Source organism: Acinetobacter qingfengensis (genome assembly GCF_008693185.1).
Lineage (GTDB): Bacteria > Pseudomonadota > Gammaproteobacteria > Pseudomonadales > Moraxellaceae > Acinetobacter > Acinetobacter qingfengensis.
This window is the reverse complement of sequence record NZ_VXKN01000001.1, coordinates 85,738-109,249: the sequence shown is the minus strand read 5'-3', so window position 1 is coordinate 109,249 and position 23,512 is coordinate 85,738. Positions and strand designations below refer to the sequence as shown.

The window sequence follows — 23,512 nt, the reverse complement described above, 5'->3', positions numbered from 1 at the left end:
TTAAATATTTGTCTTGGCGGCATATAATCTTTATAGTAAACGGATGTTGAAAATCTGTCGCCTATCATCGACTAAAATATAGGCACACCTGATAAACAATTTAAATTTTACTTACATCACAGTGGAGTAACGACCTTGGAAGCACGCGTTATTGGTCTGGAAAAATTAGGTAAGCATGATGTTGAAAAAGTAGGTGGAAAAAATGCCTCTCTAGGCGAAATGATCAGCCACTTATCAAATGCTGGGGTTTCAGTACCAGGTGGATTTGCCACCACAGCTGATGCTTATCGTGAATTTTTGGACAAAAGCGGTCTAAAAGCAAAAATTCAGGAAGAACTGACTCATCTAAATGTAGATGATATTGCTGCATTGACAGAAACGGGTGCTAAAATTCGTCAATGGATTATTGATTCTCCACTGACTCCTGAGTTAGAAAAAGAAACTCGTAATGCATTTGCAGCATTATCCAACGGCAACCCTGATATCGCGGTTGCCGTTCGTTCTTCTGCGACTGCAGAAGACTTACCTGATGCGTCATTTGCAGGTCAACAGGAAACCTTTCTTAATATCCGGGGTATTGACAACGTATTGGTTGCCATTAAAGAAGTTTTTGCGTCCCTGTATAATGACCGTGCAATCGCTTACCGTGTCCACCAAGGCTTTGATCACGATATTGTGGCGCTTTCTGCCGGTGTACAACGTATGGTACGTTCTGAAACAGGTTCTGCTGGTGTCATGTTTACATTGGATACGGAATCAGGTTTCCGTGATGTAGTATTTATCACTGCTTCTTACGGTCTGGGAGAAATGGTCGTACAGGGTGCTGTAAACCCTGATGAATTTTATTTATCAAAACCATTATTGAACACGAACAGACATGCAGTTTTACGCCGTAATCTTGGTTCTAAACACAAAAAAATGATTTACAGCAATGAAGGTGCTGCGGGTCGTTCAGTTGAAATTGTTGATGTTGAAAAACAGGATCGTCAACAATTTGCACTTAATGACCACGAATTACAAGAGTTAGCTAAACAAGCATTAATCATCGAAAAACATTACGGTGCACCAATGGACATCGAATGGGCAAAAGATGGTGATGACCAACAGCTTTATATCGTTCAGGCACGCCCTGAAACAGTAAAAAGTCGTCAAAGTGCAGGAACAATGGAACGTTATCTGTTAAAACAAAAAGGTACAGTCCTTTGCGAAGGTCGTTCCATCGGTCAACGTATCGGTTCAGGTAAAGTACGCATCGTTACTAACATCAAGGACATGGATCGCGTTCAGCCAGGTGATGTACTGGTTTCTGACATGACCGATCCAGACTGGGAACCTGTAATGAAACGTGCAGCCGCTATCATTACCAATCGTGGTGGCCGTACTTGTCATGCAGCCATTATTGCACGTGAACTAGGCGTTCCAGCGATTGTAGGTTGTGGTAATGCAACTGAGGTATTGACTGAAGATCAGGAAGTTACGGTATCTTGTGCTGAGGGTGATACAGGATTTATCTATGAAAATGCATTAGACTTTGAAGTACAAAGCAATTCAATTGAATCCATGCCACCGCTGTCATTTAAAGTGATGATGAATGTAGGCAACCCGGATCGTGCATTCGATTTTGCCCAAATTCCAAATGCAGGTATTGGTCTGGCTCGTCTGGAATTCATCATTAATCGCATGATCGGTGTGCACCCTAAAGCGTTACTTAACATTGATAGTCTACCACGTGAAACTCGGGCTGCCGTACTGGCACGCACTGCTGGCTATACATCACCAGTTGAGTTCTATGTAGAAAAACTGGTTGAAGGTATTGCGACACTGGCTGCTGCATTTGCAGACAAACCTGTGATCGTTCGTATGTCCGACTTTAAATCCAATGAATATGCAAACCTAATTGGCGGGAAGCTATACGAACCTGAAGAAGAAAACCCAATGTTAGGTTTCCGTGGTGCAAGTCGTTATGTCTCTGACAATTTCCGTGATTGCTTTGAACTGGAATGTCGTGCGCTGAAAAAAGTCCGCGATGAAATGGGATTAACCAATATTCAGATCATGATTCCTTTTGTGCGTACCGTTGCTGAAGCAAAACGCGTTATTGAACTATTAGCAGCAAATGGCTTAAAACGTGGTGAAAATGGTCTTAAAGTCATCATGATGTGTGAGCTACCAACCAATGCATTATTGGCTGAGCAATTTCTTGAACACTTTGATGGTTTCTCAATTGGTTCAAATGACTTAACGCAATTGACACTTGGTCTTGATCGTGACTCTGGTATCGTTTCACATTTATTTGATGAACGTGATCCAGCGGTTAAAGCCCTATTATCCATGGCGATCCATGCTTGCCGTAAAGCAGGTAAATATGTCGGTATCTGTGGACAGGGTCCTTCAGACCATCCGGATCTGGCAAAATGGCTCATGGAACAAGGTATCGAATCCGTATCGCTTAACCCTGATTCGGTACTTGATACATGGTTCTTCCTTGCAGAAGAAAAGGCCAGCAACCAATAAGCCCTTGTTATTTTCAAAAAAAGACCCTACATTGACTGGGTCTTTTTTATATTTATTACATGTTTTGAGATTGTTAAAATGCAAATTTATCTGGCGAGAAACAACCAACAGGCTGGTCCATATACGGTCGAGCAACTTAATCAAATGCTGGCAAGCCAACAAGTGGTACTCACCGATTTAATTTGGCACGAAGGCATGACAGAATGGAAGCCTTTAGGTGAAATGACCCAAGGACAATACCATTATTCTCCTTCCGGTTATCAACAAACTGAAGCACCAATAAACACACCTTTTCATTCCACAGTGAAAACAGATAACGTCACTACAGATAATGCACAGACTAAAAGTGAACTCGCTCCAATTTCTAAACGTGCATTTGCAAAATTTATTGACCTACTGTTGTGGTTTCCCATATTTATGTTTCCATCTGCATTTATGAATGCAGAACAAACCAATCAGTTTGCAACATTGCAGAATAAATTCATGCAATTGATCAATCAAAATCAACTTGAACAAGCCAATATACTTTCACAACAAATGATGCATGTAATACCCAACACTGTGTGGATTGCCATGGCAATTTATGTCTTGGTAATGTTAGCTATTCAGGCTGTAATATTGCAAAAATCTGGTCAAAGCATTGGAAAAAAAGTCCTTGCAATTCAAATTGTTGACCAAGAAAGTAACCAATTAGTTAGTGTTAATCGTTCTTTCTTTTTAAGAAGTATTTTATTTATTATCCTCAATTATATTTTTACTCCTTTTTTCTCATTAATTGACTGGCTTTTTGCATTTGGACGAAAACGTCAGGCTTTGCATGACAAGTTAACTAAAACCATTGTAATCCATAAAAAATAATCCATAAAATATCCATTTAAGCCCAATCATTTTGGGCTTAAATATTTTTTACAACATCATAAAACAATAACAATATAATGATTTTATTCAAAAAAATTACATTTCCACCTTAATTCATTATTTTTTTCATGGTTTTAAATGATTTTTATGATCGTTTTGTTATAGCTTAGTTGCTTTTAATCAGGCATAATGCCTTACAACGTAGCGGTGCCACATATTCAAAGGGAATTTCATTTTGTTAAAATTTGAAATTCTTTTTTTTAGACATGTAGCACTGAATCGCTATCCCATATTTTTAAAAATGGGTCTCTTCACCGAGGTTGTATTATGAGACAAAAGACACTAGCTGTATTGTCTTTATTAACAGCTACCACACTATTAACTGGTTGTGGTGGCGATATAGTACTTCTCAATTCTGAGGGTCCAGTTGCGCAAGGTCTTTCAGGTCTAATGGTAACAGCAATTTATGTAATGCTGCTTGTCGTTATTCCTTCGATCATTATGGCGCTCTGGTTCGGCTGGAAGTACCGTAAAAGTAATAAAGATGCAGATTATCAGCCAAATTGGGCTCACTCAACTGCAATTGAAATTGTAGTCTGGGGTATTCCTATTATAATTATTGCATTTTTGGCATACCTTGCTTACAAGGGTTCTCACGATTATGATCCATATAAGTCACGTGCTGCGGATTCATCGGAAGAACTAACAATTCAAGTTATTGCTGAGCAATTTAAATGGATATTTATCTATCCTGAACAAAATATTGCAACAATCAATGAAGTTCGCTTCCCTGAGCAACAACCCATTGCATTCCGTATCACTTCCAACTTTACAATGAACTCTTTCTTCATTCCGAAATTGGCAGGTCAAATTTATGCGATGGCAGGTATGCAGACCCAATTGCATTTAAGCGCAGATACAACTGGCGTATATCGTGGTTTTTCTGCCAACTACAGTGGTTATGGTTTCTCTCAAATGTACTTTAAGGCACACAGTGTGACTAAAGCACAATTTGATGAGTGGGTAAATACAATCAAAGCTGGTAAAGGCAATACGATTGTTGTTGATGACAAAGGTACAACCGCTATTCAAAAAGGTCTGTTAGACCAAGCTGAATTTGCTACATTGAAAGATGGCGACCGTTCTAAACATCAGATCGAAGCATTGGTTAAAGAAGCACAGCGTAAAGGTGATACTGAAGCTCTGGAAAAAGCTGAAGCAATGAAACCTTTTCCAAACAAACCAACTCCTGTGACTTACTACTCTTCTGTACAACCTGATTTGTTTAAAACTGTGATTAATGCTTATATGAGCAACTATCATGGCAATACACATGCAGGATCTCACGAGCAAGTAGCGCATGAGGCAGCGGCTTCAGTTGAAGTGCCTGCAAGCCAAGATACAGCTACTGCAAAAACTGTAGCGGGAGAATAAAATATGTCTTTTTTATTCGGTAAACTAGGCCCCGAAGCAATTCCTCAGGAGCCAATTGTACTGGTTACCATGGCCGTTATGATCATTGGTGCAATTCTAGTACTTGGTGCTGTAACTTACTTCAAACTTTGGGGTTATTTATGGAAAGAGTGGTTTACATCTGTAGACCATAAACGCATTGGTATTATGTATTTCATTGTGTCAGTTATTATGCTAGTGCGTGGTTTTGCAGATGCCTTAATGATGCGTTTACAACTTTTTCTTGCAGGCCCCGGCGGTGAAGGCTATCTACATCCCGACCATTATGACCAGATCTTCACTGCGCATGGCGTAATCATGATCTTCTTCGTTGCAATGGGTCTTGTTGTTGGTATGTGGAATATCACCGTACCATTACAGATTGGTGCGCGCGACGTTGCTTTCCCATTGTTAAACTCTTTGAGCTTCTGGTTATTCGTTGGTGCTGCCGGTTTAGTCATGGCATCATTAGTGCTAGGTGAATTCGCTGCAACAGGCTGGTTGGCATATCCTCCTCTATCCGGAATTCAATATAGTCCGGGTGTTGGTGTAGATTACTATATCTGGGCATTGCAACTTTCAGGGCTAGGTTCATTGTTATCTGGTGTGAACTTTTTTGTGACCATCATCAAGATGCGTGCACCAGGCATGAAACTCATGGATATGCCAGTATCTACATGGACAACACTTTGTGCATGTATTCTGATTATTGCGACTTTCCCTGTGTTAACTGCAACATTGGCAATGCTTTCACTTGACCGTTACTTCGATTTCCATTTCTTCACCAATGAGCTTGGCGGTAGCCCAATGCTGTACGTGAACTTGATCTGGACATGGGGTCACCCAGAAGTATATATCTTGGTATTGCCTGCTTTTGGTCTATATTCCGAAATTGTGTCTACATTTAGTCGCAAACCTTTGTTCGGTTATAAATCAATGGTATATGCAACAATTGCAATTACTATTTTATCGCTAGTTGTGTGGGTTCACCACTTCTTTACCATGGGTGCAGGCGCAAACGTCAATGCATTCTTCGGTATCATGACCATGATTATCGCCATTCCTACTGGTGTTAAAATGTTCTCTTGGTTATTCACGATGTATCGTGGCCAGATTACCTTTACATCACCAATGTACTGGACCATGGGTTTCTTGGTTACATTCGGTATCGGTGGTTTAACTGGCGTATTAATGGCTGTTCCACCAGCGGATTTCCTTGTACACAACTCTTTATTCTTGATTGCTCACTTCCATAACGTAATTATTGGTGGTGTAGTGTTCGGTTTCTTTGCTGGTCTTACTTTCTACTGGCCAAAAATGTTTGGTTGGAAGTTAGATGAGTTCTGGAATAAAGCTGCATTTTGGTTCTGGTTCTTCGGTTTCTATTTTGCATTCATGCCACTTTATATCCTTGGTTTCATGGGGATGACTCGTCGTTTGAATACTTACGATAATCCAGAGTGGACACCTTACTTGTACATTGCAATGGTTGGTGCTGTACTGGTGGCAATTGGTGTTGTTTGCTTGTTGCTAACTTTTGGTGTTGGTTTCCTAAAACGCAAACAGACTATCGATTATACTGGTGACTCTTGGGGTGCTGGTCGTACATTTGAATGGTCTACATCTTCCCCTGCTCCATTCTATAACTTTGCAACTGAATTGGACGGTGCTGGTATTGACCGTTTCTGGTCAGATAAAGAAAATGGTGTTGCTTATCAACGCCCTGCTAAATACGCTGATATTCACATGCCTACAAGCCGTGCGGCCGGTTTCATTATTGCAATGATTCTGACTGTTTTAGGCTTTGCTCTAATCTGGCATATCTGGTGGTTAGTTGTTGTAAGCTTTGCTGCCGCAGTCATTTCATTCATTCGTAGTTCATTCACCAAGAACGTTGATTATTATGTTCCTGCTGCTGAAGTTGAACGTATCGAGAATGAACGTTTTGCATTACTCGAAAAACATTTGAAGAAGGACTAAGACAATGGCTGAAGTACTTCATCACGACAACCACGGACATGATGATCATCATCACCATGATGATACGCCAATTACTGTCTTTGGTTTCTGGACATACTTGATGAGTGACCTTATCCTTTTTGGTACACTCTTCATCGCTTTCGCTGTACTCAGTGGCCACGTGCCACCGGGTACACCAACTGCAAAAGAACTGTTCGGTGAATCCTTAGGTTTTGTTTTAACTGAAACAATGGCACTTTTGGTTTCATCTGTAACTTTCGGTTTTGCTGTACTTGCACGTTATAAGAATGATGTGAGTGGTGTTCTGAAATGGTTAATCATTACATTTGTTTTTGGTGCAGCCTTTATTGGAATGGAACTCTATGAATTCCATCACCTAGTACATTCAGGCCATGGTCCAAGCACAAGTGCATTTCTTTCAGCATTCTTCACTTTGGTTGGAACACACGGTATTCACGTAACATCCGGTCTAGTATGGATGTTGGTATTGATGTATCAAATCAAAACTCAAGGTTTGACCTTACCAAATACTCGTCGTTTGGCATGCCTAAGTTTGTTTTGGCACTTCCTTGATATCGTATGGATCTGTGTATTCAGCTTGGTTTACTTAAAAGGAGTTCTTGCATGAGTCATGATGTAAAAAATCCTGGTGCTGCGCACGGTAGTTCTAAGCAATATACAGTTGGCTTTATTCTATCTATCATTCTGACCATCATTCCATTTGGAATGGTGATGTCAGGAATGACTGGTGGTGTAGTCTTGTTCACGATTGCCATTACTGCATTTGCACAAGTATTGGTTCAATTGATCTACTTCTTACATTTAAATGGTTCTGAAGAACAACGTTGGGATACAATTGCTTTTATCTACACAGTTCTGACCATCGCCATTTTGTTTGTAGGTTCAATCTGGATCATGAATTATCTACACGCTAACATGATGATCTAAACTGTTTGTCATGTTTAAGCAATACCTTCTCCTGGCTAAACCAGGTATCCTTTTTGGTAACTTTGTTACCACCTTGGGGGGCTTTTTTCTAGCCTCTCAAGGACATATAGATATTCCCCTACTTCTTCTAACCCTCATTGGAACAACGTTAGTAGTTGCGTCTGGTTGTGTCTTTAACAATATCATTGATCAAGATATTGATCCAAAGATGGCTCGAACACAAAATCGTGCATTGGTAAAAAAGACGATTTCTCCTGTTGCTGCATTTATATATGCATCGATCATTGGTGTCATCGGCTTTATTTTGCTTTATATATTTTCAGGTATTTACGCTTTTTGTTTTGCTGCTTTGGGTTTTATCGTTTATGTCATTGTGTACAGTTTATGGTCTAAGCGTCAATCAATTCATCAAACGGTTATTGGTAGTATTTCTGGTGCTTCACCACCTGTCATTGGTTATACTGCTGTGTCACATGAATTTGATGTGGCTGCTTTGTTAATTTTTCTGGCCTATAGTATTTGGCAAATGCCACATTCTTGGGGTATTGCAATTTACCGCCTAGATGATTATCAACGTGCCTGTGTACCAATTTTACCAGTTGCACGTTCAGTTTTACGGACTAAAATTGAATGTTTGATTTATGTGATTCTATTTACTTTGGTATTAAATGGTCTATATTGTTTCGGCTATACCAATGTATTTTTCCTGATCACATTTAACGGTCTTTGTGTTTACTGGATCTATTTATCCTTAATCGGTTTCAAAGTTAAAGATGACCAACAATGGGCGAAACGCTATTTTCTATATTCTATTATTCTAATCACTGCATTAAGTATTAGTTTTAGCTTTAGCTATCAATCTCCAGCACCACATCTACCCTTGTTCTAAACGAAAGAGTGAAGTTTGCTTTGCTCTTTCCTTATTTTTAGAAATAACAATTACTATATTTTTTAAATTTAAGTCTATTAATTTTCACAACATCAAAGTTTATGCATAAAAAAAGGATGCTCGAATTCACACCCTTTTTTCAGGAAATTAACGGTACACAATACCACCATCGGTTAATATAGATTGTCCAGTAATATAATCAGAATCTTCACTTGCTAAGAATGCAACCAATGCAGCCACGTCTTCCGGTGTTTGTGCACGCCCTAATGCGATTCCTTCAACATATTTTTTATAGGTTTCTCCTATCGGTGCGCCAGTAAGCTCAGAGAATCGCTTGTCAATTTCTACCCACATATCTGTACCAACAATACCTGGACAATAACCATTTACAGTAATACCATGACTAGCATATTCTTTTGCTGCCGCTTGGGTTAAAGCGCGAACAGCAAATTTTGTTGCAGAATAGACACCTAGCATGGCAAATCCATCATGCCCTGCAATTGAACAGGCATTAATAATTTTACCTTTCTGATCAAGTGCCTGAAATTTTTTGGCTGCAGCCTGAATTCCCCATAAAACACCACCAATATTAATATCAGTAATTTTTCGGAAGTCATCAGGTTTAATATCATTGATTGGCTGTACTTGTGCAATCCCTGCATTATTAATCATGATATCAAAACCACCTAATGCCTGATATGTATGATCAATTGCTGCTGTGACCTGATCTAACTGGCTAATATCTGCGACATAGGTTGTTGCCTTAACATTCAAATTTTCAATTTCTGCTTGAGTATTTTTTAATAGCTCTTCATTCATATCAATCAAGGCAATATGAGTGCCTTCTGTTGCTAAACGTAGTGCAATACCGCGACCAATTCCTCTTGCACCACCGGTAATTAATGCAACTTTATTTTTTAATCCTTTTGACATCGTACAACTCCCTAACAACACACTGAATTTTTCAATTAATCCAGTGTGTTTTGAACATTAATTTATGGGTGAACCAGAATTTTTACTGCTGATTCATTATTGTGGATTAATCTTTCAAATCCTTGAGAGATTAAATCATCCAACTGAATACGCTGTGTAATGAATGCATCAAGGTTAATTTTACCTTGTTCGACCAGTTTAATCGTTTCCTGATGATCATTGACATAGGCAATGGTGCCACGAATATCCAACTCTTTCATTACCACACTATGGATATTGACTGTTGCTGGATGACTCCAAATTGATACGATAACAATTACACCCGTTGGCCTTGTAGCAGATACCAATGTATCTAAAACTTTATTCACACTTGTACATTCAAATGCAACGTCTGCACCTTGATCATTGGTAATTTTCATGACTTCAGCAGTAACATCAACCTGAGAAGGATCAAGAATATAATCTGCAACACCAGCTTCTAAAGCTTTTTCTTTACGTTTTCTGCTTAATTCTGTGATAATCACAGTTAAGCCTTTGGCTTTTAAAATAGCAGATAACAATAAACCGATTGGCCCAGCACCACCTACCAAAGCAACATCACCTGCTTTTGCACCACTACGAACATAAGCATGATGCCCTACAGAAAGTGGCTCAATTAATGCTGCTTGATCTAGAGGAACTTTATTTGAAATTGGGTGCACCCAGCGACGTTTTACAGCAATTTTTTCGGAAAGGCCACCACCACGTCCCCCCAAACCAATAAAGTTCATATTTTTAGAAAGATGATAATTATCGCCTGGGCCTGTAGGTACATCATCAGCAATGATATACGGTTCAACAACAACATGCTGGCCAATTTCAATATCATCTACACCTTCACCAACAGCATATACTACACCCGAAAATTCATGTCCCATTGTTACTGGTGCAGATTCACCTGAGATTGGATGTGGATGACCACAAGGTGGAATAAAAATTGGTCCATCCATAAATTCGTGCAAATCTGTACCACAAATTCCACACCATGCGACTTTAATCCCAACTGTACCAGGAGCAACTTCCGGTTCCGGAATATCTTCTATACGTATGTCACCTTTATCATAAAAACGTGCAGCTTTCATTATTCTGTCCTGTATAAATCGGCTATGAATATTTCTACTAGACAAATCTTCATAGCCTTGGGTGATTTTGTATTTACTTCAACTTACGATTCTTTAGGTAGATATCAAGAATATAAACCTAAATCATTTCAACCTTAAAGGTTAAATATGAATCGCACGTTGCATACTGGCTAATATTGACTCATGCATTGCTTCAGATAAAGTTGGGTGTGGAAAAATCACATTGGCCAGACTATCATCAGTTGCTTCCAAAGTTTTTGCGATGGCAAAACCTTGAATTTGCTCAGTTACTTCATGACCAACCATATGTGCTCCCAGTAGTTCACCAGTCTGCGCATCTATAACAGTTTTGACAAACCCTGCAGTTTCTGCCAAAGCAATCGCTTTACCATTAGCCTGTAATGGAAATTTCCCAATATTGACCTGATAACCTTGGTTTTTCGCTTGTTGTTCAGTTAAGCCAATACTTGCCACTTGTGGATGGGTAAAAATACATGCTGGAATTTGTGTTCGATCAAGTGCATGTACATCAGCAATGCCTGCAATTTTTTCCACACATAAAATCGCTTCATGACTTGCTTTATGTGCAAGGCATGGTGCACCTGCAACATCACCTATCGCATAGATTCCAACCACATTGGTTTTACACCATTGATCAGTTTTAATGAAACCGCGCTCAAATTCAATACCTAAATCTTCCAGTCCCAGCCCAGATGAATTTGGTTTAACACCAATCGCACAAAGTACTTTGTCAAATGTTTGCTCAGTGATACCACTTGCTGTTTCAATCTCACAACGTACCTGCTGACCATCAACTTGCGCAGAGTTGATCGATGTTTGAGTCAAAACCTGAATGCCATTTTGTTCAAATTGTTTTTGAACATATTGTGCGACTTCGTGATCTTCTGTCGGAAGAATTTGCTTGGCAATATCGACCAAAGTGACTTGTGAACCCAGATCATGATACAAACTTGCAAATTCACTACCAATGGCACCAGAACCAATCACCAATAAAGATTTAGGAAGTTCTTGCGGGACAAGTGCTTCTTTATAACTCCAGATATGTGTACCATCAATCTGTAATTGCGGCAAAGTAGCTGCTTTGGCGCCTGTTGCCACAATAATGTGTGGCGCCGAAATTTCTGAAACTTTACCTTTTTCATCCGTCAGTTGTAGACGTTCCTTAGCAATAAATTTTGCTTTAGCATTAAATAAAGTAATCTGATTCTTTTTCAGTAAATGTTCAATTCCTTGTACCAGTTGTGCAGATACCTGTCGACTATGTTTTACCAGTTGATTAAAATCAAATTGTACATCAGCAAGCTGGAAACCAAATTGGGAAGCATGTTTTAGCTGTTGTGCAAAAGCAGCGCCACTTAATAGTGCTTTCGTTGGAATACAGCCCCAGTTTAAGCAAATTCCACCCAGATGCGTGGATTCAACAATCGCCGTTCTCAGTCCAAGTTGGGCTGCACGAATAGCAGCCACATATCCACCCGGTCCTGCACCAATCACAATGACATCAAATTGTGTGTCAGACATACCGAGTCTCCTAAACCAAAATTAATGCAGGGTTTTCAACAAATTGCTTAAAACTTGCCAAAAATTTTGCACCTACTGCACCATCAATAACACGATGATCACAAGATAATGTTGCTGTTACAATTTCCCGAATCACCACTTGATCTTTCTCCACTACAGCCCGTTTTTCGGCAGCGCCTAAGGCCATGATGGCCCCTTGGGGTGGATTAATGATGGCATCAAAATGTTTGATTCCAAGCATTCCCAAATTGGAAATACTAAAACTGCCACCTTGAAATTCATCTGGTTGCAACTTACCTGTTTTGGCCCGTGTCGATAAATCACGCATATCGCTGGAGATTTCTGCCAGAGATTTTTGATTGGCTGCTTTAACAATCGGTGTAATCAAACCACCATCAATTGCCACTGCTACAGCAACGTCAGCCGTTGGAAATTGTAGAATTTGCTGATTTTCTTCATCAAATTGTACATTAACTTCTGGAACTTTTATTAATGCTGCAGCGGCAGCCTTAATCAGCATATCGTTAATAGATAACTTAACCTGAGGTACCGTATCATTAATTTGTTTACGCAAAGCCTGCAATGATTCAACATTTAAATCAACGGTCAAGCGAAAATGTGGTGCATTGCGTTTTGCTGCCTGTAAACGTGAAGCAATGGCACGACGCATAGCATTCATGCTGATCACTTTTGGGGTTTGTTGCACAATTTGACAAGTAGGATTGTTAGATTCAGCTTGTGATGATTGTGGATGTAATTTGGCGTAAGTAGCCTCCACATCTTCTCTACATACTCGTCCACGTGAGCCCGAAGCACGACAGTCATGTAAATTAATGCCTTTTTCTTTGGCCAAACGTCTTGCTAGCGGCGTCGCTGCAACCTGACTATCATCTTGTGTTGAACCTTTAAATTGATGCGATACCGTGTTTTTGACATTCGGCCAACGACCACCTTGAGCAATTACAGTATTTTGAATATCATCAATACTGATTCGCCCTTCACGCCCCGTACCTTGAATTTTTTGCAGATTCACATTGTGTTTTTCTGCCAGCTTATTTGCATGTGGCGTAACAAATAAACCATGTGCTACATCATAACCCAGCAATGATGCCGGAATTTGATAACCATTTTGAGATACGGATGGTGTCTGTATTGTTGCTTTTGGTGTAGCTTCTTGTAAGGATGGCTGTGTGACTGTGGTTTTCACAGCTTCATTTTCTGGCATTTTTGCTACTGAAGTAGACGCTGACTCATTTTCTGTAGATGCATGTGACTGAATAAATGCCAAAATCTCATCTTCTGTCACCCCTGCATCAGCACATACGCCAATTAAGCCACCAACGGGTAAAGTTTCACCCTCTTTGGCGAGGATTTTACGCAAAGTTCCATCAAATGGCGCTTCAAGTACATTTACAATTTTAGTGGTTTCAATTTCACAGATTTCCTGCCCTTTACTAAAACTGTCTCCTTCCTGAATTAACCAGTTGGCAACTGTGCCTTCTTCCATAGACAATCCCCATTTTGGGATTTCCAGTGTTTTAATTTCGCTCATCCTAAGCCTCCAATGTTTTCCGTACAGCTTGCTCAATACGTTCTACACTCGGAATCCATTCTTTTTCCAACACAGGTGAAAATGGAATTGGTGTATGCGGAGGTGTGACTAACTCAATTGGTGCTTTTAAATAATGAAATCCTTTTTGGGCAATTAATGCTGCAACATCGTGACCAAATCCACAACGTGCAGCAGACTCATCAACAATCACCACACGTCCAGTTGAAGCTACAGATTCAAGAATACCTTCCTCATCCAGTGGAGAAATAGTACGTGGATCAACAACTTCCACTGAAATACCTTCTTTGGCCAGTTTATCTGCAACTTCATTGGCTTTATGAACCATCAGACTAAGTGCAATAATGGTCACGTCTGTACCTTCACGGGTATAATTTGCCACACCAAACGGAATGGTATAGGCTTCATCCGGCGCTTCACCCTTGATGTCATAAAGCATTTTATGCTCACAGAACACCACTGGATCATCATCACGAATTGCTTGAATCAGTAATCCTTTAACATCATACGGACTAGATGGTACGACAACCTTCAAACCCGGCACTGCTGTAAAAACATTATATGGTGACTGTGAATGCTGGGCAGCAGCAGAGAATCCAGCACCAATCATGCCACGTACAACCATCGGTGCTTTGGCTTTACCACCAAACATATAGCGGAATTTTGCTGCCTGATTATAGAGCATGTCATGACATACGCCATAAAAGTCCATAAACATTAAATCCACTACAGGACGTAATCCAGTTGCAGAAGCACCTGCTGCCATACCCACTAGTGCAGATTCGGTAATTGGAGTATCAATTACTCGTTCTGAACCAAACTCTGTCCATAATCCTTTGGTAACGCCAAGTACGCCACCAAAGCCTTCAAGTTTATTTTCATCAGTATTTTTACCACCATGTCCACCCCGAACATCCTCACCCATAACCACAATGGATGGGTCACGGCGCATTTCCAGTTCAATCGCTTCCTTAATGGCATTTCGATAGCTTTTATTTGGCATTCTGTACTATTCCTTTAGTAAGATACATAAACATCTGTTAATAATTGGGAAACTTCCGGGTACTGCGCAGCTCGGGCTTTTGCAACAGCATCATCTACATTAGCTTTCGATTCGGCATCAATCGCATCAAGCTTGGCTTCATCAATTTGCCCTTTCACTTTTTGACGGAAGATTTTCAACGGATCACGATGTTCTTTTACATATTCAAGTTCTTCTTTGGAACGAATCAAACCCGGATCACCTTCAAAGTGTCCATAAAAACGGTTGGTGATTGTTTCTATGACACTTGGCCCTTCTCCACGTCTTGCGCGTTCAATGGCTTTTTGAGCCACTTCATATACTGCAAAGAAATCTGTACCATCAACTTTTTCGGCAGGCAAGCCAAAGCCTGCTGCACGACCTGCAATATCTTTACTACCAACAGCATAATCATGTGCAGTACCTTCGCCAAATCCATTATTTTCAAAGACAAAAATAACCGGAAGTTTGAGTACCACAGCCATATTCATCGCTTCAAAGGTTAACCCTTGGTTCGAACCACCGTCGCCAGTAAACGATAAGCCAACACCACCTGTTTTTAGAGTTTTTGCTGTTAAGGCTGCTCCAATTGCCAGAGGAGGTCCACCTCCCACAATACCATTGGCACCTAACATACCCTTATCCAGATCGGCAATATGCATAGACCCGCCCTTACCCCGGCATAGACCCGCATCTTTACCAAAGATTTCCAGCATCATGCCATGAATATCGCAACCTTTTGCAATACAGTGACCATGTCCACGGTGAGTTGATGTGATATAATCTTTATCAGTTAAATTTTCGCAAATACCCACAGCAACAGCTTCTTCCCCACTGTATAGATGGATAAATCCCGGGATATCTCCCATAGTGTTTTCTTCATGTAGTCGATCTTCAAATTCTCGAATGTCACGCATACGTTTGTATGCAGCGAGCAATTGCTCTTCCGTTAGTTGCATAGGTATATCCTTTATTTTCAGTGCCTATCAAACATTCCAAATGCTTTTTGTATAATTCATCAAAAGCACAACTACATATAAAATCATTCTGTGTAATTTGAATATTAGACTAAAAAAAATATTTACTATTTTTGAACAATTTTTCTTTAAAAACACCAATTTAAACCCATAATAAATATTGTAATTTTTTATTAATCATCAAATACTTATCATAACAAACCTTTAACCAACCTTTGTTTTATACACTCATTATTTTTAATCATTGTTTTATATTTCTGGCATACATTCATACTATTTTATTGGTTTTGTTTTTAAATAAGGATATTTAAAATGAATCAGATTGTTCAAGATTTTATTCCTCAACTTCATTCGCCTAATACCATACAAGCAGATCTTACCAAAACTGCAACAAAACCTGCTATTGGTGAAAAATTACGTGGCACAGATAAACTGGCAAGAATTCCGGTTAAAATCATTCCAACCACTACTATCCCAGAAAAACCGGAATGGATTCGTAGTAAAATTAGCCATCCTGATGAAATCAAACGCATCAAGGATTTATTAAGACAACAACGGTTACATACCGTATGCGAAGAAGCTGCATGCCCCAACCTCCCCCAATGCTTTGGTAGTGGAACTGCAACCTTTATGATTATGGGAGATATCTGCACTCGCAGATGTCCTTTTTGTGATGTTGCACATGGTCGTCCCAAGCCATTAGATCCTGATGAACCCATGCATCTCGCAGAAACTGTTGCCAACCTGCATTTAAATTATGTGGTAATCACCTCAGTAGACCGGGATGATTTAAAAGATGGTGGCGCAACACATTTTGCACAGTGTATTCGAGCCATTCGTCAACGTAGCCCAGATACCCTGATTGAAATTTTAGTTCCTGATTTTCGTGGTCGATTAAAAATAGCACTGGATATTCTGGCAGCTACACCACCTGATATCTTTAACCATAATATTGAAACAGTTCCACGACTATATAAAGCCTTACGACCAGGATCAGACTACCAACATTCACTACAGCTATTACAGGCTTTTAAGACAAAGTGCCCCGACATTATGACCAAATGTGGACTCATGGTTGGTTTGGGTGAAATCGAGGCTGAAGTCATCGCTTTACTCAACGATTTAAAAGATCATGATGTTGATTTAATTACGATTGGACAATATCTACAACCCTCAAAATCACATGCACCGATCCATCGATTTGTTTCTCTGCAGGAATTTGAACGTTATGATCAACACGGTCAGCGTTTACAATTTTATAATATTTGGAGCGCCCCAATGGTAAGATCAAGTTATCATGCAGATCAACAATTTAGAGGTGAACCGGTTCCAAAACCATTTTCACGACAAGATGTGGTGGTGTAAAATTTTTGTACAATTTATCATAAAATGTCATTGCGAAATGACATCATTGTCGTCATATTTAAACGATGAATATGGCAGATTATGGATTAATCTGACAATTAACTTTGCTGCATTTTTCAGGTGCCCAAAACGATTGAAGTTTAAAGGATACTGACAAATCGTTCAGTAAAAGGATAAGTATATGGATATACAACACACTTTACCTCAATACCGGAATTTAAATACAATTGTAGATATGTTGGAGAATGATGCTACTGTTACAACGCAAGCTGCACCTATTCTTAATCTGGATTATGAATGGAATCATGCACTGTTAGGACGTGCCATGCAGCATTGCTACAAAGATCTCATTGCCATTGCCAATGATTCAGGTATGGCTATCGGTATTAGTAATCATCACGGTACACTGCTCTGGACCAATTGTAGTCGTTCAATGCTTTCTTCAGCAGAACAAGTACATTTTATAGAAGGCGGATTGTGGTCAACACAGGCGGTCGGTAATAATGCTCTTGGCTTGGCACTTGATACAATGCATAGCAGTTGTGTATATTCACATGAAAATGAAATGAATAGTGTTCGCGATTGGGTTTGCTATGCTGCACCTATTCTGGATTACACCACCACCCACTTTCATGGCATTATCAACCTATCCACTAAATCCCACAAACATACCAGTCTAGGTATACTGGCAATTGAACGCTGTGCAGAAATGGTACAACGTGCCATACAATTTGAACAAAACGATGTCCTTTATATTCAGGCATTTGGATCACCACAGATTCAATTTAATCAAAAAAAACTCACCCTCACTCATCGGCAACTTGAAATTTTATGTATTCTGATTTTACATCCTAATGGTGTTCATCTTGATGAATTACATTATGCATTGTATGGTGATCGTCAGGTATCTATTAGCACATTAAAAGCAGAACTTTCGCAATTACGACAACTATTAAATAATAAAATTCATTCCCGTCCCTATCGTCTAGATTGCGAAATTCAGTGTGATTTCCTTATGGCAGAACAGGCAATCGATCTACATTTTGATGCCAGTGTATTGGCTTTATATAAAGGTAGTTTTTTACCAAAAACTGAAAGTCCTTTACTTGCTGCATGGCGCGACTGCTTTGATGCGCGACTCAGTCAACTGATTTTTCGTTTACGTGATACAGACCAACTCCTTAAAATTATTAGCCGCATTCCAGAACGTACAGATGCAGTAGAACGTTTACTGGAACTACTTCCAGAAAACCATCAAATTAGACAAAAATTCCAGCAACTTGTTGAATAGCTTTTGATCGAACACAATATTTCTATTTCAAATGTCTATTTAAGACATTTACCTAAAACCAAGCAAGCCGTATCTTTGTCAGATATATTCTGGCAAAGTGACGCACACTCAACTCAATTTATTGAGAAAAATTACCGCAGATCACTGAAATACGCTGTAAGCCATCATTATTATATAATATATTTTAATATGATTTCTCAGATCTGTAAATTTTGTCGTTTCATTTATTGTTCATGGTGATTACTGGAGTTCCCCCATGCAAGACCAACCCTTGATTATCGGTTCACGTACATTTCAATCACGCCTTTTAGTGGGCACAGGAAAATATAAGGATTTACAGGAAACAGATCTGGCAATTCAAGCCAGTGGCACAGAAATTGTTACTGTGGCGATTCGCCGGGTTAACATTGGCCAACATCCCGACCAGCCTAATTTGTTATCTGTCCTTCCACCGGAAAAATACACAATTTTACCCAATACAGCTGGTTGCTTTGATGCACAAAATGCTATTCGCACCTGTATGCTGGCACGTGAACTGCTTGATGGACATAATCTGGTCAAACTTGAAGTACTGGGTGATGAAAAAACACTTTACCCAAACATCACCGAAACACTAAAAGCAGCACAAATATTAATTGAAGATGGGTTTGAGGTCATGGTTTATACTTCAGATGACCCTATTGTTGCACAAGAACTGGAAGCCATGGGTTGTGTTGCGATTATGCCTTTGGGAAGTTTAATTGGTTCAGGGTTAGGGATTCTAAATCCACATACCATTTCAATCATTAAAGAAAATGCCAAAGTACCTGTTTTAGTGGACGCCGGTGTTGGTACTGCCAGTGATGCTGCGATTGCGATGGAACTGGGTTGTGATGGTGTTTTAATGAATACTGCTATTGCTGCTGCACAACATCCAATACTGATGGCTTCAGCCATGAGAAAAGCCATTGAAGCAGGACGTGAAGCATATCTAGCGGGACGTATGCCACGCAAACGTATGGCTAACGCTAGCTCACCTGAAACTGGTTATTTCTTCAAATAATCAAAATCAACAAACAAATTTGATTTTAAAACCACAAGCATCTCTTAAATTCAACGAAATACTGATATGTAGCTTGTATTTCGTGCTTAAAGTCATTAAAATCTTGCCTTCGCTTAATGCGACATAACTTTAATCGGTTATGACTCCTTGCTTCTAACACTGTTAGGGGCTGTTTAAACCGTAAGGAGCTGACATGCGTCACTACGAAATCGTGCTTTTGGTACATCCAGACCAAAGCGACCAAGTTGTAGGTATGGTTGAACGCTATATCGCACAAATCAAAGAAGCTGGTGGTCAAATTCACCGTCTTGAAGATTGGGGCCGTCGTCAATTGGCTTATCCAATCAATAAAATTCATAAAGCACACTACATTTTAATGAATGTTGAATGTGGTCAAACTACGCTTGATGAGTTAGAAGAATTATTCCGTTATAACGATGCAATTATTCGTAACCTTATCATCCGTCGTGACAATGCGATTACTGAAGAATCTTTATTGGCTAAGAGTGCTGAAGAAAAACGTGCGCGTAAAGCTCAACGTGAAGAAGCACAACAAGCTACTCAAGAATCTGCTGAAGGGTAAGGAGAACATATATGGCACGTTTTTACCGTCGTCGCAAGTTCTGCCGCTTCACAGCTGAGAACGTTGCATACATCGACTACAAAGATATCGACACTTTAAAACAGTACATCACTGAAAACGGCAAAATTGTTCCTAGCCGTATCACTGGTACTCGTGCGCGTTATCAACGTCAATTGGCTCTTGCGATCAAACAAGCTCGCTATTTGGCTTTGATTCCTTACACTGACAACCATAAGTGAGGTGAGCTGTGGACGTTATTCTTTTACAACGCATTAAAAACCTAGGTAAATTAGGTGACAAAGTATCAGTTAAAGCTGGTTATGGTCGTAACTTCCTAATTCCACAAGGTAAAGCTGTAGCTGCAACTGAAGCAAACACTGCTGCATTTGAAGCTCGCCGTGCAGAACTTGAAAAACAAGAAGCTGAAGTATTGGCTGCTGCTCAAGCACGTGCAGATCAATTGAACGAAGTAAATATCGTAATCACTGCAAAAGCTGGTGATGAAGGTAAACTATTTGGTTCTATTGGTACTCGCGACATCGCTGATGCATTAACTAATGCTGGTCTGAATGTTGATCGTGCTGAAGTTCGCCTTCCAAACGGTGCCCTTCGCCATACTGGTGAATTTAACATTGCTGTTCAATTACACCACGATCTTGCTGCTGAAGTTCTTGTAACAATCGTTTCTGAATAATTTATTGTAAAAATAAATTGTTTAAGACAAAAAGCATGTGGAAACACATGCTTTTTTATTGACTTTAAAATTACATCATTTTGTTAAAGTTTAGACAAAAAAAATGAGCTGCCGAAACAACCCATTTTTTAATCTAAAACTAGTTTAGATTAGAAACGATAGCTTAAACCAACTTTAGCCACTGGTAACCATGCATATTTACTTGCATCGTTCAGTTTACGTAGTTGCTCTGTATCATTCTTAGTATCATTTGCAGCAAAGCTAGCATCTGGATTACCAGCATAATAAGTACCAATTTCACCAAAAACACCAAATCGGCTAGTAATTGATGGAGATACACCTAAACCAACATATGGAGCAATAACGTTATCGTAACGATAGTTATATGCTTCTGCTACACCATTTTCAGTTTTAGTTAGAGAAGATTTTTGATCAAGATAACCTACACCACCAGCAACATAGAACCAATTTGCCCAAGGACGGTATTCTACGTTGATATAAGCATTTTTACTGTTATCTAAATCTGTATCATATTCTTTGCCATTGACTTTAACATCTGGTGACCAAGAAATATCTCCGCCATTATAACCTACAGTTACAGCAGTTTTAGGATTTACATTCCAAGAGAACGCACCACCATAACCAGTTGTACCTACTTCTGCACGTACTTGCGCTGGTTTAAATGTTGAGAAAGTTGCAACACCTTCATCAGTGATTACTTTTTCATCCGCCATTGCAAATGTTGCAGAACCTGCAAGTGCGGCCATAGCGACTAATTTAAGTATTTTCATTATTTGACTCCTCCAAAAAAACAAACTATTTTCGTTTGAATTGAGCAAATCTTAATATAAACCCTTACAAAATGTGACAGGTTTTTTGTTTTCCTTTGTTATTTTTTTACACAATTTGTTACAACCATGATGTTTTTGCAATAATTTATTAAAAAATCCAACGCTAGGCGTATTTTATAACTTCGGTTACAATGATTAGCATTTTGAATTTACGGACATTAATGATGACTCAATTGGCACAGACTATTGAACAAGCTTTTGAAAATCGTGCACAACTTTCCAGTACAAACTGCCCTCAGGATATCCGTGATGCAGTTAATCAGGCTTTAGCAGGTTTAGATAACGGATCCCTTCGTGTTGCTGAAAAACAAAATGGAGAATGGATCGTTAACCAATGGCTTAAAAAAGCTGTTTTATTATCATTCAAATTAAATGATAATCAACCAATCCAATCTGGTGACTTACAATTCTTCGATAAAGTTGATACCAAATTTAACGGTTGGACAACTGAACAATTTCAGCAAGCTGGCATTCGTGTTGTACCTCCTGCTGTTGCACGTAAAGGTAGTTTTATTGCTAAAAATGCAGTATTGATGCCATCTTATGTGAACATTGGTGCTTATGTTGATGAAGGCACGATGGTTGATACATGGGCGACCGTTGGATCATGTGCACAAATTGGTAAAAATGTTCATTTGTCAGGCGGTGTCGGAATTGGTGGTGTTCTAGAACCATTACAAGCTGGCCCTACAATTATTGAGGATAATTGTTTTATCGGTGCACGTTCTGAAATTGTTGAAGGTGTAATCATTGAAGAAGGTTCTGTGATTTCAATGGGTGTTTACATCGGTCAGTCTACCCGTATCTATGATCGTGAAACCGGTGAAATCCATTATGGTCGTGTACCAGCAGGTTCCGTTGTTGTACCTGGTAGCCTACCATCTAAAGATGGTAAATATAGTCTATATGCTGCCATTATTGTAAAAAAAGTTGATGCACAAACTCGCAGTAAAACAAGTCTGAATGATTTACTTCGTGCTGAATAATCAGATCTAAAGAATAAAATAAGCCCTCTGAAATTTTCAGGGGGTTTTTCTTTTAATTTTCAGGTAGAATATCTGCCTTCATTTTCTCTACTCCCATCTCAGTTGTTCGACATTTCTATGCGTACTCAATCTATTCCTGTTACCGATCCTGCTGCCGGCTTAAGGCTGACCGAGATTTTTTATTCTCTTCAAGGCGAAGCAAATGAAGCAGGTCACCCAACAGTTTTTGTTCGGTTAACAGGATGCCCTTTGCGCTGTCAATATTGTGATACAACCTATTCCTTTGAAGGTGGCTACCGTACCAGTTTAGAGCATATTCATGATGAAATTGCCAACTATCAAGCCAAGTATGTCTGCGTTACTGGTGGTGAACCTTTAGCTCAACCCAATTGTCTGGTATTGCTTCAAAGCTTATGTGACGCTGGATATCATGTATCGCTTGAAACCAGTGGTGCACTTGATATTTCCAGAGTAGATACTCGAGTCAGTCGTATTGTGGATGTTAAAACACCCTCCAGTGCAGAGCAACACCGTAATTTGATTAGAAATTATGCTTATCTAACATCACATGACCAGATTAAATTTGTGATCGGTTCTCTTGAAGATTATGAATGGTCAAAAGCTTTTTTAGCAGAGCATGAACTAGCAAGTAAAGTATCTACAGTCTGGTTTTCTCCTGCATTTGCGATTACCGGCGATGTAAAGCTTCCAACTTTCGCACGTCAATTGGCACAATGGATTTTAGAAGACCATTTACCAGTCAAATTTCAATTACAGTTACATAAACTTCTCTGGCAAGACGAAAAAGGACGCTAGATTTATTACAGGTAAAAATCACCACAATTACGCAGCCTCAAGCTTGTCCTATGCTAGAATAATGGCGTTTTTATTTTTG

Annotated in this window: 22 protein-coding genes; 15 read left to right on the top strand and 7 right to left on the bottom strand. The window is 39.4% G+C overall.

What is annotated here, in order from left to right; all coding sequences use genetic code 11:
* Positions 1-135 precede the first annotated feature (135 nt).
* From ppsA to cyoE, 7 genes are all read left to right on the top strand, one after another.
* Positions 136-2,514 (top strand): phosphoenolpyruvate synthase, encoded by a 2,379-nt coding sequence (ppsA, locus tag F4V57_RS00480; protein ID WP_070069144.1) that lies wholly within the window; start codon positions 136-138, stop codon positions 2,512-2,514.
* A 78-nt stretch (positions 2,515-2,592) separates the two neighbouring features.
* Entirely contained in the window at positions 2,593-3,372 is a 780-nt protein-coding gene (locus F4V57_RS00475; protein WP_070069143.1) for an RDD family protein, read from the top strand.
* 327 nt (positions 3,373-3,699) lie between these two features.
* Positions 3,700-4,806, top strand: a complete 1,107-nt coding sequence (gene cyoA, locus F4V57_RS00470; RefSeq protein ID WP_070069142.1) for a ubiquinol oxidase subunit II — start codon at positions 3,700-3,702, stop codon at positions 4,804-4,806.
* Between the two features lie 3 nt (positions 4,807-4,809).
* Positions 4,810-6,804 carry a cytochrome o ubiquinol oxidase subunit I gene (gene cyoB, locus F4V57_RS00465; protein ID WP_070069141.1) on the top strand — a complete coding sequence of 665 codons (1,995 nt, stop codon included), beginning with the start codon at positions 4,810-4,812 and terminating at the stop codon, positions 6,802-6,804.
* Between the two features lie 4 nt (positions 6,805-6,808).
* Positions 6,809-7,432 (top strand): cytochrome o ubiquinol oxidase subunit III, encoded by a 624-nt coding sequence (gene cyoC, locus F4V57_RS00460; protein WP_070069140.1) that lies wholly within the window; start codon positions 6,809-6,811, stop codon positions 7,430-7,432.
* Positions 7,429-7,752, top strand: coding sequence for a cytochrome o ubiquinol oxidase subunit IV (cyoD, locus tag F4V57_RS00455; RefSeq protein ID WP_070069139.1), 324 nt, complete (start codon positions 7,429-7,431; stop codon positions 7,750-7,752). The genes cyoC and cyoD overlap by 4 nt, the downstream gene beginning before the upstream one ends.
* A gap of 10 nt (positions 7,753-7,762) precedes the next feature.
* Complete coding sequence (gene cyoE, locus F4V57_RS00450) at positions 7,763-8,641, top strand: heme o synthase (protein WP_070069138.1); 879 nt, start codon at positions 7,763-7,765, stop codon at positions 8,639-8,641.
* 147 nt (positions 8,642-8,788) lie between these two features.
* On the opposite strand, the gene F4V57_RS00445 is transcribed toward cyoE, so the two are convergent.
* From F4V57_RS00445 to F4V57_RS00420, 6 genes are all read right to left on the bottom strand, one after another.
* Positions 8,789-9,574, bottom strand: a complete 786-nt coding sequence (locus tag F4V57_RS00445; RefSeq protein WP_070069137.1) for an acetoin reductase — start codon at positions 9,572-9,574, stop codon at positions 8,789-8,791.
* Positions 9,575-9,636: 62 nt separating this feature from the next.
* Positions 9,637-10,695: a 2,3-butanediol dehydrogenase gene (locus F4V57_RS00440; protein WP_070069136.1), complete on the bottom strand. Its 1,059-nt coding sequence runs from the start codon at positions 10,693-10,695 to the stop codon at positions 9,637-9,639.
* Between the two features lie 141 nt (positions 10,696-10,836).
* The gene (lpdA, locus tag F4V57_RS00435) at positions 10,837-12,237 is read right to left on the bottom strand and encodes a dihydrolipoyl dehydrogenase (RefSeq protein ID WP_070069135.1); all 1,401 of its coding nucleotides are present in this window, start codon (positions 12,235-12,237) and stop codon (positions 10,837-10,839) included.
* Between the two features lie 10 nt (positions 12,238-12,247).
* Positions 12,248-13,789: a 2-oxo acid dehydrogenase subunit E2 gene (locus tag F4V57_RS00430; protein WP_070069134.1), complete on the bottom strand. Its 1,542-nt coding sequence runs from the start codon at positions 13,787-13,789 to the stop codon at positions 12,248-12,250.
* A 1-nt stretch (position 13,790) separates the two neighbouring features.
* On the bottom strand, positions 13,791-14,810 hold the full coding sequence (locus F4V57_RS00425) for an alpha-ketoacid dehydrogenase subunit beta (RefSeq protein WP_070069133.1): 1,020 nt from the start codon (positions 14,808-14,810) through the stop codon (positions 13,791-13,793).
* 14 nt (positions 14,811-14,824) lie between these two features.
* A complete protein-coding gene (locus F4V57_RS00420; protein WP_070069132.1) occupies positions 14,825-15,787 on the bottom strand; it encodes a thiamine pyrophosphate-dependent dehydrogenase E1 component subunit alpha in 963 nt (320 codons plus the stop codon).
* A 330-nt stretch (positions 15,788-16,117) separates the two neighbouring features.
* Between F4V57_RS00420 and lipA the strand changes: the two genes are divergently transcribed.
* The 6 genes from lipA to rplI all read left to right on the top strand — a co-directional run bounded on the left by lipA (position 16,118) and on the right by rplI (position 20,780).
* Positions 16,118-17,170 (top strand): lipoyl synthase, encoded by a 1,053-nt coding sequence (gene lipA, locus F4V57_RS00415; protein WP_081409164.1) that lies wholly within the window; start codon positions 16,118-16,120, stop codon positions 17,168-17,170.
* Positions 17,171-17,405: 235 nt separating this feature from the next.
* The gene (locus F4V57_RS00410; protein ID WP_227515661.1) at positions 17,406-18,461 is read left to right on the top strand and encodes a helix-turn-helix domain-containing protein; all 1,056 of its coding nucleotides are present in this window, start codon (positions 17,406-17,408) and stop codon (positions 18,459-18,461) included.
* Positions 18,462-18,717: 256 nt separating this feature from the next.
* Positions 18,718-19,503, top strand: coding sequence for a thiazole synthase (locus tag F4V57_RS00405; protein WP_070069130.1), 786 nt, complete (start codon positions 18,718-18,720; stop codon positions 19,501-19,503).
* Between the two features lie 193 nt (positions 19,504-19,696).
* Positions 19,697-20,086, top strand: a complete 390-nt coding sequence (rpsF, locus tag F4V57_RS00400) for a 30S ribosomal protein S6 (RefSeq protein WP_070069129.1) — start codon at positions 19,697-19,699, stop codon at positions 20,084-20,086.
* Positions 20,087-20,097: 11 nt separating this feature from the next.
* Entirely contained in the window at positions 20,098-20,325 is a 228-nt protein-coding gene (gene rpsR, locus F4V57_RS00395; RefSeq protein ID WP_070069128.1) for a 30S ribosomal protein S18, read from the top strand.
* Positions 20,326-20,333: 8 nt separating this feature from the next.
* Positions 20,334-20,780, top strand: a complete 447-nt coding sequence (gene rplI / locus F4V57_RS00390; RefSeq protein WP_070069127.1) for a 50S ribosomal protein L9 — start codon at positions 20,334-20,336, stop codon at positions 20,778-20,780.
* 149 nt (positions 20,781-20,929) lie between these two features.
* On the opposite strand, the gene F4V57_RS00385 is transcribed toward rplI, so the two are convergent.
* The gene (locus F4V57_RS00385; RefSeq protein ID WP_070069126.1) at positions 20,930-21,571 is read right to left on the bottom strand and encodes a hypothetical protein; all 642 of its coding nucleotides are present in this window, start codon (positions 21,569-21,571) and stop codon (positions 20,930-20,932) included.
* 224 nt (positions 21,572-21,795) lie between these two features.
* Between F4V57_RS00385 and dapD the strand changes: the two genes are divergently transcribed.
* Both dapD and queE read left to right on the top strand, forming a co-directional pair.
* On the top strand, positions 21,796-22,617 hold the full coding sequence (gene dapD / locus F4V57_RS00380; protein WP_070069165.1) for a 2,3,4,5-tetrahydropyridine-2,6-dicarboxylate N-succinyltransferase: 822 nt from the start codon (positions 21,796-21,798) through the stop codon (positions 22,615-22,617).
* A gap of 117 nt (positions 22,618-22,734) precedes the next feature.
* Positions 22,735-23,433, top strand: a complete 699-nt coding sequence (queE, locus tag F4V57_RS00375) for a 7-carboxy-7-deazaguanine synthase QueE (RefSeq protein ID WP_070069125.1) — start codon at positions 22,735-22,737, stop codon at positions 23,431-23,433.
* Positions 23,434-23,512: the final 79 nt, after the last annotated feature.